This is a genomic window from Flavobacterium flavigenum, from assembly GCF_027111255.2.
GTDB classification, from domain to species: domain Bacteria; phylum Bacteroidota; class Bacteroidia; order Flavobacteriales; family Flavobacteriaceae; genus Flavobacterium; species Flavobacterium flavigenum.
In genome coordinates this window covers 5282026-5298888 of sequence record NZ_CP114285.2, presented here as the reverse complement: position 1 = coordinate 5298888, position 16863 = coordinate 5282026, and the positions used below count along the sequence as shown (strand labels likewise).

15 protein-coding genes are annotated in these 16863 nt (G+C 33.3%); 7 read left to right on the top strand and 8 right to left on the bottom strand.

The features are described from left to right. Nucleotides 1-5: 5 nt before the first annotated feature. Both OZP09_RS21990 and OZP09_RS21985 read right to left on the bottom strand, forming a co-directional pair. Nucleotides 6-3620 carry a response regulator gene (locus OZP09_RS21990; protein WP_281310014.1) on the bottom strand — a complete coding sequence of 1205 codons (3615 nt, stop codon included), beginning with the start codon at nucleotides 3618-3620 and terminating at the stop codon, nucleotides 6-8. Between the two features lie 55 nt (nucleotides 3621-3675). Further along, nucleotides 3676-4899, bottom strand: coding sequence for a hybrid sensor histidine kinase/response regulator (locus tag OZP09_RS21985; protein WP_281310013.1), 1224 nt, complete (start codon nucleotides 4897-4899; stop codon nucleotides 3676-3678). 255 nt (nucleotides 4900-5154) lie between these two features. On the opposite strand from OZP09_RS21985, the gene OZP09_RS21980 reads away from it, so the two are divergent. Continuing rightward, on the top strand, nucleotides 5155-6003 hold the full coding sequence (locus tag OZP09_RS21980; protein WP_281310012.1) for an SDR family oxidoreductase: 849 nt from the start codon (nucleotides 5155-5157) through the stop codon (nucleotides 6001-6003). A gap of 16 nt (nucleotides 6004-6019) precedes the next feature. Continuing rightward, nucleotides 6020-6283: a SemiSWEET family sugar transporter gene (locus OZP09_RS21975; RefSeq protein WP_269235756.1), complete on the top strand. Its 264-nt coding sequence runs from the start codon at nucleotides 6020-6022 to the stop codon at nucleotides 6281-6283. A gap of 66 nt (nucleotides 6284-6349) precedes the next feature. Here OZP09_RS21975 and OZP09_RS21970 read toward each other — a convergent pair whose 3' ends face one another. Together OZP09_RS21970 and OZP09_RS21965 are read right to left on the bottom strand one after the other, a co-directional pair. Beyond that, nucleotides 6350-7183, bottom strand: coding sequence for a hypothetical protein (locus tag OZP09_RS21970; RefSeq protein WP_269235755.1), 834 nt, complete (start codon nucleotides 7181-7183; stop codon nucleotides 6350-6352). A 262-nt stretch (nucleotides 7184-7445) separates the two neighbouring features. Continuing rightward, entirely contained in the window at nucleotides 7446-7787 is a 342-nt protein-coding gene (locus OZP09_RS21965) for a hypothetical protein (protein ID WP_281310011.1), read from the bottom strand. A 235-nt stretch (nucleotides 7788-8022) separates the two neighbouring features. On the opposite strand from OZP09_RS21965, the gene OZP09_RS21960 reads away from it, so the two are divergent. Then, the gene (locus tag OZP09_RS21960; protein WP_281310010.1) at nucleotides 8023-11229 is read left to right on the top strand and encodes a PAS domain S-box protein; all 3207 of its coding nucleotides are present in this window, start codon (nucleotides 8023-8025) and stop codon (nucleotides 11227-11229) included. A 6-nt stretch (nucleotides 11230-11235) separates the two neighbouring features. On the opposite strand, the gene OZP09_RS21955 is transcribed toward OZP09_RS21960, so the two are convergent. Next, nucleotides 11236-11667, bottom strand: a complete 432-nt coding sequence (locus OZP09_RS21955) for a response regulator (protein WP_281310009.1) — start codon at nucleotides 11665-11667, stop codon at nucleotides 11236-11238. Nucleotides 11668-11856: 189 nt separating this feature from the next. Here OZP09_RS21955 and OZP09_RS21950 point away from each other — a divergent pair, with 189 nt between their 5' ends. Continuing rightward, nucleotides 11857-12357, top strand: coding sequence for a pyridoxamine 5'-phosphate oxidase family protein (locus tag OZP09_RS21950; RefSeq protein ID WP_269235753.1), 501 nt, complete (start codon nucleotides 11857-11859; stop codon nucleotides 12355-12357). A gap of 38 nt (nucleotides 12358-12395) precedes the next feature. Here OZP09_RS21950 and OZP09_RS21945 read toward each other — a convergent pair whose 3' ends face one another. The 3 genes from OZP09_RS21945 to OZP09_RS21935 all read right to left on the bottom strand — a co-directional run bounded on the left by OZP09_RS21945 (nucleotide 12396) and on the right by OZP09_RS21935 (nucleotide 14467). Next, nucleotides 12396-13103, bottom strand: coding sequence for a DUF72 domain-containing protein (locus tag OZP09_RS21945; protein ID WP_269235752.1), 708 nt, complete (start codon nucleotides 13101-13103; stop codon nucleotides 12396-12398). Further along, complete coding sequence (locus OZP09_RS21940) at nucleotides 13100-13831, bottom strand: DNA-formamidopyrimidine glycosylase family protein (RefSeq protein ID WP_281310008.1); 732 nt, start codon at nucleotides 13829-13831, stop codon at nucleotides 13100-13102. The genes OZP09_RS21945 and OZP09_RS21940 overlap by 4 nt, the downstream gene beginning before the upstream one ends. Nucleotides 13832-13894: 63 nt before the next feature. Beyond that, nucleotides 13895-14467 (bottom strand): YciE/YciF ferroxidase family protein, encoded by a 573-nt coding sequence (locus OZP09_RS21935; protein WP_269235749.1) that lies wholly within the window; start codon nucleotides 14465-14467, stop codon nucleotides 13895-13897. A 198-nt stretch (nucleotides 14468-14665) separates the two neighbouring features. Between OZP09_RS21935 and OZP09_RS21930 the strand changes: the two genes are divergently transcribed. From OZP09_RS21930 to OZP09_RS21920, 3 genes are all read left to right on the top strand, one after another. Further along, complete coding sequence (locus OZP09_RS21930) at nucleotides 14666-14992, top strand: hypothetical protein (RefSeq protein ID WP_269235748.1); 327 nt, start codon at nucleotides 14666-14668, stop codon at nucleotides 14990-14992. 42 nt (nucleotides 14993-15034) lie between these two features. Next, on the top strand, nucleotides 15035-15511 hold the full coding sequence (locus OZP09_RS21925) for a hypothetical protein (protein WP_269235747.1): 477 nt from the start codon (nucleotides 15035-15037) through the stop codon (nucleotides 15509-15511). Nucleotides 15512-15637: 126 nt separating this feature from the next. Then, entirely contained in the window at nucleotides 15638-16834 is a 1197-nt protein-coding gene (locus OZP09_RS21920; protein WP_281310007.1) for an IS256 family transposase, read from the top strand. Nucleotides 16835-16863 lie beyond the last annotated feature (29 nt).

Sequence of the window (16863 nt, the reverse complement as noted above, 5' to 3'; positions counted from 1 at the left end):
TTTAATTAAACTTTATCATACAGCCATACTCGCAGCAATGAAAGCAGCTGGTCAATATCTACTGGCTTCGTGATATAATCTGAAGCTCCTGCCCTGATACATTTTTCCCGGTCTCCAGTCATAGCTTTTGCTGTAACGGCAATTAATGGCAAAGTTAAATGCTTTGGATTGCTTCGTATTTTTTCTGCTGTTTCATACCCATCCATATTTGGCATCATCATGTCCAGTAAAACGATGTCTGTATTTGGATTGTCTTCAAGCATTTTAATAGCTTCCTTACCATCAAATGCAGTTATTACATTCATTTTAAAGACTTCAAGCGCTTTTGTCAGCGAATAAATATTACGAACATCATCATCTACAATTAAAACCGTTTTATCAAATAAAATATTATTAAGTAAATTCAGTTTCTTATGGCTTTGCTTTTTGCCTTCCGAACCTTTATTTTCTTCAACCAAATGCAGGAACAGAGATACCTCGTCCAGCATTCTCTGATATGAATGCGCCGTTTTTACGATTATAGAATCGGCATATTTTTTAATTTTTACTTCTTCTTTAAGGGACAAGCTTTTTCCGGTAAATACAATTACAGGAAGATTTTCCAAGCCCGGACTTTTCTTAACGCCATCCAGAATTTCATAAGCCTGTTTATCAGGAATTCCCATATCTAAAATTACGCAGTCTATTTCACTTTTATTGAGTGCTTTTAATCCTTCAGAAACTTCACTTTTAATTTCAGAATTGATATTATTACTTCCTAAAAAGTAAGCCAAAGCTTTGGCATGTTTAGGGTTATCCTCAATAATCAGTACTTTTTGCGCTTCTTTACTGATAATATGCTCTATTCGCATGAAAACTTCCGGAATTTTTTCAAACGCGACAGGTTTGTCCAGAAAATCAACCGCTCCTTTTAGTAAGCTCTCCTGCTTCAGCTTATGCGATGACATAATATGAACCGGAATATGTTTGGTCTGCGAGTTATTTTTAAGCTCTTCTAAAATCTCCCATCCGCTTTTTACAGGCAACTCTATATCAAGTAAAACACCAATTGGTTTGTATATTAACGCAAAATTTAATGCATAATCCCCTCGTACAGCAACGATTCCTTTATATCCTTTTTCCCTGGTGAAGCTCAATAATGATTTTGCAAAATTAATATCGTCTTCAACAATTAAAATAACTTTATCATCTTGTGAAATAGAATTTCGGTCATCTTCAATTTCATCCGGGATAACAGTACTGATATAATTGTATTTTTGATTTTCCGCATCAGGAATTTCATTTGGCTCAATTTCTATTGCAGTTGTTTTTTCGACTGTTACCTTTTTCATTTCAGAACCAAAAACAGGAAGGCATAAGGTAAAAGTACTTCCCTCGTTTACTTTACTATGCAAGATAATTTCTCCTTTAAGCAATTTGGCCAGTTCCCTGCTTATTGAAAGGCCTAAACCGGTTCCGCCATATTTTCTTTTCGTAGATCCGTCTGCCTGTTGGAAAGCTTCAAAAATCAATGGCTGCTTATCCAATGGAATTCCGATTCCGGTATCTTTTACAATAAAACAGATTATTTTATCATCGTCGTCATTCAACTTAATTTCTAAGCTTACAGATCCTTTTTCTGTAAATTTAATCGCATTTGAAATTAGATTTTTAAGGATTTGCTCCAAACGCATTTTGTCGGTTTTTATAACTACAGGCGCATCTTTGGCGATGATTTCAAAGTCTATCTTTTTTTCTTTTGCTACTACCGAAAATAAACTTGACAGATTGTCTGTTATTTCTTTGGTCGAAACATCTAAAAACTCCAGCTCCATTTTACCGGCTTCAATTTTAGATAAATCCAGTATTTCATCAATTAAGCCTAGCAAACTATTGCCTGAACTCTGGATCACTTTAGCAAACTCAATTTCTTCAGAATTCATGCTTTTGTTATTATTCTCAGATAATAAACGACTTAAGAGCAAAATAGAATTCAAAGGAGTCCTTAACTCATGTGACATATTGGCCAAAAACTCCGACTTGTAGCGGGTAGTAAGTTCCAGTGCTTCAGATTTTTTCTGAATTTCAGTATTTCTTTCTTCTAATAACACACTTCGTTCTGATAACTCTTCATTGGTTTGTTCCAGCTCTTCCTGCTGCACCCTTAATTCTTCTTCTGAAGCCTGTAGCTTTTCAGTCTGGGTTTCCAATTCGGCGTTCATAGCTTCGAGTTCACTATGCTGAATTCTTAACTCTTCTGATTGTGCCTGGGTTTCCTCAAGAAGTTCCAAAACACGTTTTCTGTTTTGGGTTGATTTTATGGCAATCGCTATATTATTGGAAACAGTCTGTAGAAATTCTAAATCAATTGCAGTAAACTCTTTTACATTTGCTAATTCAAAAGCACCTTCAATTTTGGTATCAATTAAAGGGACAGCAACAATATGTTTAGGTTTTATTTCACCAAGGGCATAGGTAATCTGAACATCATTTTCAGAAAATGATTTTAATTCCAGTATTTTTCTTGAAGCCACGCATTGCCCAATCAATCCCTCTCCCTTTTTGATGTGTTCCCTGCTTTTGTTGGGAAGATAACTGTAGCCCGAAATTGCATACAATTCATCCCCTTCTGTTGAATAAATAACGCCAGCACTGCTTTTCGTATATTGACACAAAAATTCAATAACGTCTTTCGATAGTGTTTCGAGTTCCTTATCTCCAATCATCACATTATTTAGCTGGGCAATACCGGTCTGCAGCCATTCTTTTTGAGACAATAAATCAAAAGATGATTTTAAGGAAATCCCCATACTGTTTAAAGACTCTCCAACGCTGCCTAATGCATCAGACTTTGTATCATCGACCCTTATATCGTAATTTCCCTGTGAAATATTAGATGCAACTGTACTTATTGCGTGAATTCTTTCGGCAGTTTCCCTGTCCTTTTTTTCTAACTCTTCCTGAAGAAAAGAACGTTCATTATAATCTTTTAAAATACGCAGTAAGAACATTATTGTTATAATAAAAGCGATTATGAAAGCTGCAATAATTAAAATAAAACTATAATTACCATATCGCTGAGAATTAGCATTTCGTTGCTTTAAAAGTACCTGTTCAGTATTTTCAATGCCTTTGTAGTATGCACGAAGTTCATCCATCATTTTTTTTCCTTCGTTCAGATCAAAAGTAGCAGTTTGCCCGCCCAATCGTTTTTTTACTACCAGGTTGTGAAGGTATTTGTAAAAAACATTCGTACGTTCCTTTACTTCTTTTAGGTTTCTTTGCTGGGAAGGATTATCTTGTGTAAGTTCGTCCATTATGCCAAAAATCTTATCCGATCTTTTTTCGGCATCATTGTAATGGTCCAGAAACTGTTCATTTCCGGTTATTAAATAACCCCGCATACTCGTCTGGGCATCGGTAAGTATTGATATTCCTTCGTTAAGATTATAAATCACTTCCTGAGTGTGGTTTACCCAGTAGTTGCTGTTTAAAAGGCTTCTTATACTTAAAAATGAAGCTGTAGAGCTTATCATTAATATAATTAAAGAAACTAATGAACTGATTAATAAATTTCTTTTAAAGTTGTTTTGTTTCATATGCTGGTTATATTTCTCTTTTTCCTGTAATGCAATTCGCATAAAATCGTTAGTATGTCTTCTTATGGCGATTCAATCTAATGCTATTTTATATTAATTATTTTATTTCCTGATATTCTAAAGGTAAAACTATAATAAAGCTTGCCCCTTTGCCAATTTGGCTTTTGGCAGTAATTAATCCGTTATGTTTTTCGATTATTTTCTTGGCTATAGCGAGCCCAATACCTGTTCCTTCATAACTTTGACGATCATTCAGACTCTGAAAAATGATAAAAATCCTGTCCAGGTAAATTTCATCAAAACCAATTCCGTTATCTTTTACAGTGATACGGCAATAGTTTCCGTTTGGAGAAGGGCTTGCATCGAAATCTTTAGTTTCAATCAATTCTGAAGTGATTTCGATTACTGGATTTTCGCTATTATTAGAAAACTTAAGGGCATTTCCGATCAAATTTTGAAAAACCTGCCTCAGCTGGCTCGGAATACTATCAATTGTGGGAAGTACATTAGTTTTTATTGTAGCATTTTTACGCTCGATCAGATAATCAAAATCAGAAAGCACTTCTTGCAAAACTTCATTCAAATCTGTTTTTTCAGGCTGTACTTTTGCAGATAATCTTGAATAAGCGAGTAAATCAGTAATTAAAGTCTGCATTCTTTCAGCTGATTTAATAGTTCGGTTTACATAATCAACCGCTTTATCATCTTTGGCAAGATATAAATCTTTAATGATTTTAATAAAAATCTGAATCTTTCGGATTGGCTCATTCAAATCATGTGAAACTACCCATGCAAACTGCTGAAGTTCATGATTTTTAAGTTCCAGTTCTTCATTCTTTATTATTAATTCTTTGGTTCTTTCTGTAATTTTTATTTCCAGGTTATCCTGAGCTTCTTTTCTAATTTTGATTTCTTTAGACAGAAGCTCTTTCATCTCTTTTAACTGATTCTGCTGTTCGTAAATCTTAAGGAATGTTTTTACTTTTAAAATCAGCAAATCAGAGTCAACCGGCTTCGTAATATATTCTACTGCACCGGTTTCATAACCTTTAAAAATATATTTTTTTTCTATATTAAGTGCTGAAAGAAAAATAACAGGAATATCTTTTGTTTTTTTGTTTCCGGAAAGGATTTTCACTACCTCAAAACCATCCAGTCCAGGCATCTGAACATCCATTATGATGAGGGAATAATTTATCTGTAAAATTTTCTTTAACGCCTCTTCACCTGATTCTGCGGTGTCTACATCGATATTATGCAGCTCTAAAGTTTTTTTTAGGGCAAGTATATTTGCCTTTATATCGTCTACAATTAATACCATCTATTTGTAAGCTAAAGTGTTATAGTTACTGTAAATTTTGAAAATTTACTTCTAAGTTAAATTTTATAAAACCTCAAATATATCTAAAAAAAAATTAACACTTTTTTTATTTAAAAAGATATTAATTACATAATTCCCATATTGATATTATTTATAAATCAAAACACCTTTTGCGACAATCTAAAATTCTTTTAAGTCAATACTTACTGGGGTTTAGGGCTATTTTAGTAGATAGTATGTAAAAAACAATGAGTTATGAAAAAGATAAAAACATTTCCTGAACAAAAACAAGATTTGCCCGGCAACGAATATTTAATGAACCCTGAACCAGAAATTATTAAAGAAAATTATAACGGAAGCGGAAAACTTTTGGGAAAAGTAGCCTTTATAACAGGAGGTGACAGCGGAATCGGACGAAGTGTTGCTGTACATTTTGCCAGGGAGGGCGCAAATATTGCAATTGTTTACCTGAATGAAGACAAAGATGCTCAAAAAACAAAAGAGCTTATTGAGAAAGAAGGCCAGCAATGCCTGTTAATAAGCGGTGATCTGAAAGATGAAAAATTCTGTAAAAGCGCCATAAAAAGCTGTGTAAAAACTTTTAGTAAAATAAACATAATTGTAAACAACGCAGCAGTTCAGTTTCCTCAGAATGAACTTGAAAAGATTACTGCAGCACAACTTCAAAAAACATTCGAGACCAACATTTACCCCTATTTTTATATAACTAAAGCCGCTTTACCTTTTTTAGATAAAGGTGACAGCATTATAAATACAAGTTCGGTTACGGCTTACAGAGGAAGCGAACATCTTTTGGATTATTCGAGTACAAAAGGTGCCATTCTAACTTTTACCAGATCATTATCAACTATGCTGGCAAAAAGACAAATCAGGGTTAACGGAGTGGCTCCCGGACCTATCTGGACACCGTTGATTGTTGCAACATTCGATAAGGTTTCTGATTTTGGAAAAGACAATCCAATGGAGCGTGCAGGTCAGCCTTCTGAAGTTGGTCCGGCTTATGTTTTTTTAGCTTCTGAGGATAGTAGTTATATAACCGGCCAATTTATTCACATTAACGGCGGTGAACTTGTAGGAGGCTAACTAAAAAATCAAAATTATGAATTATATTGATGTGATTGGTCTTTTTGCGGGTATTTGCGTAACCATTTCGGTAATTCCGCAAATTATAAAAGTCTGGAAAACAAAAAAGGTAAAACAAATTTCACTGCTTACCTTTGGCGTCCTGACATTTGGAATCGCTATATGGGTTGTTTACGGGATTTTGAAAAAAGATTTACCTATAATCGTTACGAATAGCGTTTCTTTATTTTTAAATTTAATTATGGTTTATTTTCTAATTTACTACGAAAAAGAACAATAATCGTAAACTCTGTAATAAAAAAAACAGCTTTGGTAAAAGCTGTTTTTTTTCAATATATAAGGCTTATTAGCTAACTAGTTTTTGATTGTATGATTTATTAAAGGGCAAATGATATTTTTCTTTTAATAATCTTGGAAAATAATTTCGTCCTGATAAACCGGCTCCTGAGAATATTTCAAGAACATTAAAGTTCGAAACCCTTTTTAGCTCTACTATTTGTCTGTTTGCCAATGATAAAATTGGCTGTATATTTTTTCTATATCCATAAGTATGCTGGTCAAGTTCAATTTGCAGGATATTTTCTAAAATTCGATATTTCAAGAGGTTCTTAACGATTCCTTTTTGAGGAAGAGCATTGAACTCTTTAATTTTTTCAGTAACTTTTGAATTTTGCTGCCCCACATAGATATAACTCCCTGACTTGCTTACAAATCTGTTTTTTAAATCTAAAAACAATTTGCTGTTTTCAGATACTGCTGCATGATAGGTATTATTACAAATCATGGCAAACTTTATATGTTTATACCCTTCAAAATACAAAACACTATTAATATTGGAAGTATTTCGTATGATACCTGTTTGATTCGGTTTTATTATTTTTCTTTCGCCGTTAATCCCGAAGCTATGTGTGACATTGCCTTCAAAACAATACGTAAACAGAATTGGTGAATTAGCAAATGACTCCATACTCAATTCAATATCTTCATTAAAAACAATATCAAACTGAATGTATGAAATTTGTTTATTAAGCGTAATACCGCTTATAGTTCCGTTTGCATTTTTGGACTTAACTTTTAAGTTGTATTGATTGTTTTCTAAAGTCAAAGTTCCATTAAGACTATCTTTAAGATCGTTAAAAATGGTATTAATCCCGCCTGTATTTAAGTAAAGTTTTTTCATTTGATAATAATTAAAAGTTCAAATAATTAAGTGTTCAAATTTTTAACTATTACATAATCATCTTCTTTTGAACAATTCAAATTTCGTCCAACTACAAACATTTAGTGTTATATAATTTTTCGTACAACTTTCATAATTAATACTTTATGTAAATTCGTGCAAAAACAAAAACAGCTGATCCAGACACAATGTCCAAAACAGCTGTTTTTTCAGCAAAATAAAAAAATCCTTAACCTATTTATCTATAAATCTAAAATTACTTTTAAGTGAGCTTTTGTATATCAGCATTAGCCGAATAATTTTTTTCTGGTATGTCTTTAAAAAATTCAGCCGCTTCTAAATCTCCAGCAGGTCCATATCCTAATAAATAAGTTCCTTTTTTTTCATCTCCTGTTTCTATAACATATAAAATCGACATATCTTCAGGATTGCTCATTCCCTCATATCGGTGATGGGCAACAATAAAAATTTCTTCAGGCTGATAAGAATATTTCGATTCGGTTTCTAAAAGGGTTCCGTCCTGAAATAAAAAATTACAGCAATATCCTTTTTTTTGATATTCATCAAGATATTCTAATTCGTGTTTTGAAAGTTCGTTCTTCATGGCAATTTGAATTATTTGATTTATTTTAAAGTTTCCCAAACCTTACTTAGCAAAGTTCATCCTTTTAAAACCGACGTTTTAACTCAAAAAATTTTTTTTTTATCTCATTCAGATGATCTGTTAAAAATGCAAAAAGTACAATTTTAAGAACTTTATGGCCTAAGAATTTATTTATAAATCACTACATTTATTGATTCTAAGCATCATCTCTTTTTTTTATAATATTCAATTAAAAATGATTCACATAAATCAGGATTTCCTGGCAAAAGGCGGGGAAATGGGAGAATTAACAAGGGCTAAAGACTGGAGTAAAAGTTTAGTTGGTCCTGTTGAGACATGGCCACAAAGTCTAAAAACAACACTTGGCATACTTTTAAATTCGAAATTCCCTATGTTTTTATTCTGGGGACCTGAACATATTTGTTTTTATAATGATGCATATCGCCCAAGCCTCGGAAACGAGGGAAAACATCCTTTTATTTTAGGTGAGAAAGGAGCTGATTTCTGGCCTGAAATCTGGGATTTCATAAAACCTCTTATTGACAATGTGCTCATAAATGGAGAAGCAACCTGGCATGAAGATCAATTGCTGCCCATTTACAGAAACGGAAAAATGGAAGATGTATACTGGACTTTCAGTTACAGCCCGGTTAACGACGAAGTAGGTAAACCGACAGGTGTTTTAGTTATTTGCAATGAAACAACAGACAAGGTCAACCTGGTCAAAAAATTAGAAGAAAGCAACAAACGTTATCTTAATAACATTCTTCAGACACCAAATGCAATGTGTATTTTTAGAGGCAAGGAATATGTTGTTGAAATAGCCAATGAACGTATGCTGGAAATTTGGGAAAGAAAGGAACATGAAGTTATAAACAGACCTATTTTTGAGGCACTTCCGGAAGCTGCAGGTCAGGGACTAGAAGCTATTTTGGACAACGTATATACAAATGGTGAAACTTTCAGGGATTATGAACTCCCGGTACGGTTAACAAGAAATGGTAAGATTGAAAACACTTTTATAAATGTTGTTTATGAACCTTTAAAAGAGCCTGACGGAACTATCTCAGGAATTGTAGCTATTGCAAATGATGTTACTACACAGGTTTGTGCCCGAAATAAAGTAGAAGAAAGTGAAAAAAAATTCAGGAATACTATAAAACAGGTTCCTGTTGGAATCGCAATTTTAAAAGGAAGCGATTTAGTAGTAGAAACAGCAAACGACACCTACCTTAAGATTATCGATAAAAGCAAGGATGAAATTCTGGAAAAGCCGCTTTTTGAAGCAGTCCCGGAAGCAAGAAAAACAGTTTATCCTTTACTTTCAAAAGTTTATAACGATGGAACACCTTATTATACGGATGAACTTGCGGTAACTTTAAACCGTCATGGCAAGGAAGAATTAGGTTATTTTAATTTGGTTTTCTATCCTTTAAGGGAAGAAAATGATGAGATTACCGGTGTTATTACTGTTTGCTATGAAGTAACAGAAGCTGTAAAATCACGTCATCTTTTGGCAGAAAGTGAAAAAGCATTCCGGAAATTTGTAATGGAATCACCGCTAGCCATGACGATCTTCAGGGGAAAAAACCATGTCATTGAAATAGCTAATGATGCAATGATGGAAAAAATCTGGCAAAGAAAGACAGATGAAACCATTGGGAAACCTATTCTGGAGGTATTCCCTGAACTATTGGATCAAAAATATCCCGAACTCTTAAATGATGTCCTTTCTAAAGGAATAACAATTCGTGAAAATGAATCAATAGCTTACATTCAACAGAAAGAAAAACTGGAAAAATTTTATCTCGATTATCAATATACTCCTCTTTTTGAAAAAAATGGGACGGTAAACGGCATAATGATTACTGTTTATGATGTGACAAATAAAGTGGAAGCCCGCAAAAAAGTAGAAGTCGCTGAGCAAAGAACAAGACTGGCTATTGAAATTGCCGAAATTGCTACCTGGGATTTAGATTTTTTAACAGACAACATTATTTATTCTGAAAATTTACCTCAAATTTTCGGACAGGAAAAAGGCAGCGTAATAACACGCCAAAAAATTAAAAGACAGATACATAAAGACGATCTCGCTGTTTTGAAAAAAGCATTCGGACTTGCACTTCAGACAGGTATTTATAAATATGAGTGCAGGATCATCAAACCAGACGCTGAAGTGTGCTGGATCAGAGTTCACGGTAAACTCTTTTTTGATGAAAATAAAAATATTACTAAAATGCTCGGAACTGTTTTAGATATTACCGATGAAAAAAACAGCCATCAAACCTTAATGAAAAGTGAGGAAAAATTCAGACTTCTTGCAGATTCCATGCCTCAACACATATGGACCAGCGACCCATCGGGCAACGTGAATTACTTTAATAAATCTGTTTATAAATACACGGGGTTATTTATAGATGATTTAAAAGAACAGGGATGGATTCAAATTGTACATCCTGATGACCAGAAAGAAAATATCAATAGCTGGATGGAGGCTGTAAAAACCGGTAACGATTTTTTGTTAGAACACCGTTTCAGGCGTTATGACGGTGAATACAGATGGCAGTTAAGCCGGGCAATAGCTCAGAAAGACGAATATGGAAATATACAAATGTGGGTAGGCACCAGCACAGACATTCAGGATCAGAAAAACTTTACGGACAAACTTGAAAGAGAAGTTTCTGAACGTACTGCACAATTAGAGCTTAAAAACAGGGATCTTATTAATATGAATATCGAACTGCAGTCATTTGCTTATATCTCAAGTCATGATTTGCAGGAACCGCTTCGAAAAATTCAGACTTTTGCCAGCCGCTTGTCTGACCTTGACGAACAAAACATTTCGGCAAAAGCCAAAACATATTTAGGCAGGATTGAAGTTTCTGCGAAAAGAATGCAGACTTTAATTCAGGATTTGCTCATGTATTCCAGAACTAATTCAGCTGAGAGGATATTTGTAAAAGCTAATTTAGATGAAATTGCCGAAGAAGTGCATAGCGATTTTTATGAGCGTATTGAGGAAAAAAAAGCTATTGTCAATTTTCATCCTTTAGGTGAAGCTACCATTATTACATTTCAATTCAGACAATTATTACACAATCTGATTGGAAATGCGCTTAAATTTTCCAGAAATGGGATTGCTCCTATTATAGAAATTAATGCAGACAGAATTATGGGAAGTAAAATAAAGATGCAGGTCGATTTTCCTGATAAAATGTATTACCACCTTCAGATATCTGACAATGGAATTGGTTTCGAGCCGGAATACAAAAACCGCATTTTCGAAGTTTTTCAACGTCTAAATACTGAAAGTGAATTTGCCGGAACCGGAATTGGATTGGCAATAGTAAAAAAAATTGTAGAAAACCATAAAGGAATCATCACTGCTACTGGCGAAAAAGACAAAGGAGCTACTTTCGATATTTATTTACCAGAGTTATAAAAGACTTTATGATTTATAAACAAAATTACTTATTGTCGGAACAAAATTTTTCCAGTCTATTTCCAATGCATGATTAATTGATTTCACAATATCTTTCATCAGTACAGGCTTGGTTATAAATAAATTGGCTCCAAGAACACGGCATTTTTCAATGATTCCGGGCTCATTTGAAGTAGAAAAAATAATAATAGGGATATTTATTTTAAAATCGCTGTTACGCAGTTCGGCCAAAACATCAAAGCCGTTTTTTCCTGGCATGTTCAAATCTAAAAAAACAATACTTGGAACTGGCGGCGGATTATAAATTGCATTTAGCAATTTTTCGCCTCCTGTATAAGTTTGTAATATTATTTTTTTTTGTAATGACTCCACAGCGTCTGCAAAAATACTTAAATCATCCTCGTCATCATCCGTGTAGAATATAATCATATCATTCATAAGTATCCTTGAAAAAAATTCGACTTCAAAGATAGAGAAATAAATAGAATTATCAATAAATTCTTAATTTCTAAAAAATTAAAAATAGAAATATCATAATCCTAAAAATGAATTATATAACTATTAAAAAAGAGAAAATTCTGATCTTTATTTTAACATATATTTAAAATCAACATTAAAAATAAAGTCATGGGAGATCAAAAAGACCTTAAAAATACTTCTGCAGCTGAAAAAATAAAAGATTTAGCTGAGGACATTAAAACTTGTATGCTGTGTACCTACAAAGACGGAAAATTACAATCACGACCAATGTCATTTCAGGAAATTGATGAAGATGGAAATATTTTTTTCTTATCAGATAAAAACAGTAACAAGAATGCTGAAATTAACAAAAATTCAAAAGTTGAATTAGTATTTTCCCAACCGCACGATAAATTTCTTTTCCTTCACGGCAACGCTTCTGTTTCTTACGACAGAAAAAGAATTAAAGAATTATGGAATCCAATTATTAAAGTCTGGATGACCGGTGGTGAAGACGATCCTAATCTTAGTATCATAAAATTTGTTCCTGAAGACGGTTATTACTGGAACAATAAACACGGTAAAATGGTCGCAATTGCTAAAATGACAGTTGCTTTTGTTACCGGAAAAACTATGGATGACGGAATTGAAGGCAATCTTGAATTATAAAATTTTAAAAGCGGCATTGAATTCAACTGCCGCTTTTTTTATATTTTTTTGAATTCCAAAGCATTCAATATTCCCTCAATACTTGCCGTATTATTAAAGTAAACAAAGGCACTTTTGTATTTCAGCTTATTTTTAACCTGATGTAATTCGGCAGTAGAATAACCCGAATAAAAAAGCTCAGTATTACCATGAAATCTAATATAAATTAAAGGAAATTCAGTGAAAACAGTCTGCGGAAGACCTGGGTAACTAACACTGCAAAACGTAATGTTATTTTCAAGAAAGGTTGCCCAGACATCATCATTCCACCAGCTTTCATGCCTAAATTCAATAACATTTTTAAACTCCGAATCTAAATTGGCAATTATATTGTTAAGCCTTTCCGTGCTGTAGTGATATCCGGGTGGAAACTGAAACAAAATACAGCCTAATTTTTCTTTTAACCCATTTTTTGAAACAGTATAAAAATCTTCAATAAGGTTTTTACAATTTTCAAATTTTTTAATATGTGTAATTTCTTTGGGAGCTTTAACAGAAAATATAAACTTATCGGGCGCTTTTTTATACCAATTTTCGAAAATCTTTATTGTTGGGAATTTATAAAAACTGCCATTAAATTCATATGTATCAAAATGTTCACAATAGTATTCAAACCATTTAGATACCGGAAGATTTTCATGGTAAAAAATACCTTTCCAAAAGCGGTTATTAAAACTGGAACAACCTATTAAAACTTCATCTTTCATTGATGTAATTTTTGACAATTAGTACAAAAGAAACTTCTTCTCTTTTTAGTGCCTGTATATTTCTTTATAATAGGTAGTTCGCAGCGTACACAAGTCTTTTTTGTGTGGGCAAGCCAGTGTTTTTTTAGTTCATAATTTTTCTTCCAATCGAGAAACTGGAAACTGTAAACAACGCTCTCAACGATAAGGTTTTCGATATCCTTTTTCGGAATTTTACCAACCCGGGATTCCGGGTGGATTTTACATCGGTACAAGACCTCATTTTTGATGATGTTTCCTACCCCTGAAAATATATTTTGTTCCAGCAAAGCATCACAAATCATCTGTTTAGGAATCTTATCCAGACTTTTTTTTGCTTTTTCGGGGTTCCAGTTTTCATTCATAACATCTTCTTCCCAATCATAATGAAGATTGACATCCCCTTCTAAGATTTTAATAGAACAGGTGTAAAAATTGATTTCCCCATCGGCAAAAACCAGTCTTAATCTTGGTACCGTTTCTTTTCTTTCGTTGATCCGGTAAGTACCAAACATCAGCATATGTATTTTGACAGTAAAGTCATCAAAGCAAATTAAAAAATGTTTGCCCCAGGTTTTAAACTCACGTATCGTTTTCTTTTTTAACCTCAAAATATCAATACTGCTATTCCCGGAAACATCGATAATCTTTTGCCCCGAAAATTGCTGTACTGCTTCTTTTAATATCACTATAGATGGACCTTCCGGCATAATTCATTTAATTTAAACTAAAAAAAGCGCAGCAGGACTGCACTTTTTTTAATAATTTTGAAATTACTCCAATTCTGCTGCTTCAACATTTATTGTATTAACAGCAACCTCAGTGAGTTTTTTGTCTGCTTCTTTTTCTTCATCAAGCGTTTGCTCTAATAGGGCTGCTGCTTCTTCAAACCCTAATGTCTCGGCAAATTGTCTTAGTGTTCCGTAAGTGGCAATTTCGTAATGTTCAATCTTTTGACTCGCTGCAATTATTCCTGCATCGCGTACAACCCCCACTTCTGTTTCTTCTATAATTCCTTTGCCCTCTTCAATTAATCCCTCCATAGCATCACATTTTTTGGCAGCCGCTTTTTTGCCTATTAGCTCAAAAACTTGTTCCAGACGGATAATATGTTCTTCTGTTTCGGTGAGATGAGAATTTAATGCTTCGATCAAATCAGCTGAAGTAGCATTTTTTGCCATTGTTGGAAGCGCTTTGGCCAGGGCTTTTTCTGCCCAGTAAATATCTTTCAGACTATCTTCAAACAATTCTGTCAATCCCGATGCAGCATTTGACTTTGCTTTTGTCGTATCGCTTCTTTTTGCTTTTTCTACATTTTCTTTTTGTTGCTTATTATCAGTTTTCATAATTCTAATATTTTATCTATTATTACTTTTAATGATTTCAAAATTAGACTGTTAAACAAAGCACATACTTATATCATTTAGATTCAAAGTTTCAAGATGAACACCTGTATATTATGAAACGAGACGAGCAAATCGTGTAAGGTTTTCCTTTGAAATGATAGATAAATTTGTAATATCAATTTATTAAAAACAAATATCATGAAAACGCATATCACATATCATACTAACAAATACAACGATTACGAAAACGCGCAATTGTACTTTCAACAAAAATTTCAAGGAGGCTTTTTAGATCCTGAAGCTGCTTTGCTAATCGAAAAAGCGATTGATAAACTGCTGAAAAAGGAAAACATACTTAGAAATGAGAATATTCCAAACGACGGAAGCATCAGTGAAGAAGAATATGTAAAAAAACATCAGGAAGATGATAATTATTACAAACCTGAAAAAACACAACAGGAAGAGGAAGGTATACAAAATGACGAAAACCTGGATTATGATCAGTTTGAACAACGAAATGAATAATCATAAGGCTGAATAATTTAATCACACCATAAAACTACGATTATGAGCACTATAGATCAAAATAATACAGATAAAAATGTCCTTATGAATGAGGAACTGTATCAGAACAATGAACAGAAACAAACTAACAGAGAAATCGCCGAACAGGGATTTACAGTTCGAAATGGTCACGACCCGAATAAACCAAATCCAGATGAACGAATTACAAATGATGAAGACGATTTAGACGACTTAAATGATGATTTTCATTCCGACAGAGATTTGGAAGGCGACGACAATTTAGATGACATGGATGAAGAAATCGATCTTGACGGCGATGAAAGAGTGGTTAATGACGAGTTTGACAATCCTTCTGATGCATTCGAAAACACATTTAATGAAACAGAAGAAGATCTGGAAGATATCGATCAGGATGAAGAAGAAATTGAAGAAGAGGATAATTACGAATATCAGGAAGATGATGTTCAGGAAGAAGAAAATGAAGAAAATTATCCTGCAAATGATCCGAGAAAATTCTAAAATTTAGAAATGGCATAAAAAAAACCGGTAAAAAAAAGGTAGTGTCTCACTAACTGTGTAAGTTAAAAAATGATGGGGTTATTAAATCACCATCATTTTTTTTAACTTTAACTTTTACACAGTCTTATGAAAAAAGAAGATTTATTATCAGATGAATTTTTAAAACAATTCAAAACAGGTGAAGACCTAAACGGTTTTCTGGCTCAATTACAAAAACGAGGAATAGAAGCTATTCTATCGGGGGAGCTGGATTCTCATCTAGGATATGAGAAACACGAAAAGACAGCTTCATCGAATTCTCGTAATGGTTTTTCCAATAAGAAAATAAAAACTTCATTTGGAGAATCAGACATTCAGGTTCCCAGGGACAGGGAAGCTTCTTTTAATCCCATGATTATTCCAAAACGTCAAAGCATGATTGATGGATTAGAGAATGTAATTATCTCTCTTTACGCCAAAGGAATGACTGTTAGTGATATTGAAGAACAAATAAGAGAAGTCTATAAATTTGACATATCAACCTCCACTATTTCCAGAATTACCGAATCAGTTTCCAATGATATAACAGCTTGGCAAAATCGCCCGTTAGAACCTGTTTATTTAATCATTTGGATGGATGGGATTGTCTTTAAAGTTCGAGAGAACTCAAAGGTTATTAACAAAACTATTTATCTTGCTGTTGGTCTGAATCGAGAAGGAAAAAAAGAAGTTTTAGGCATGTGGTTAGGCAAGAATGAAAGTGCCAGCTTTTGGTTAGGGGTTTTAACAGATTTAAAAGCCAGAGGTGTTGAGGATATATTAATTACAGCTACAGATAACCTAAACGGCTTTACTCAGACTATTAAAAATGTATTCCCTGAATCACAGACTCAAATCTGTGTAGTACACCAAATACGTAACTCAGCGCGTTATGTAGTATGGAAAGATAAAAAGGAGTTCTCTAAAGATATGAAGCAGATTTATGATGCTCCAACTAAAGAAGCTGCTAAAGCTGCTCTTGAAGATTTTGCCTTTAAATGGAATCAAAAATATCCTTATGCCGTTAAATCCTGGCAGGAAAACTGGGAAGAACTTACAGTCTTTTTTGACTTCCCTATAGAAATTAGGAAAATAATTTATACCACTAATCTAATTGAAAATCTAAATGGAAAGGTTAGAAAATGCACCAAAAATAAATTATCATTCCCCACAGATGAAGCTGTTTTAAAATCTGTATATTTGGCTTTAAGAGAAGCTACCAAAAAATGGACAATGCCAATCCATAATTGGGGATTAATACTCAATCAGTTCTTAACTATATTTGAAAAAAGGGTTCAACTTTAATTAAAAAGTCAAACCCCGTTATTTTTAAA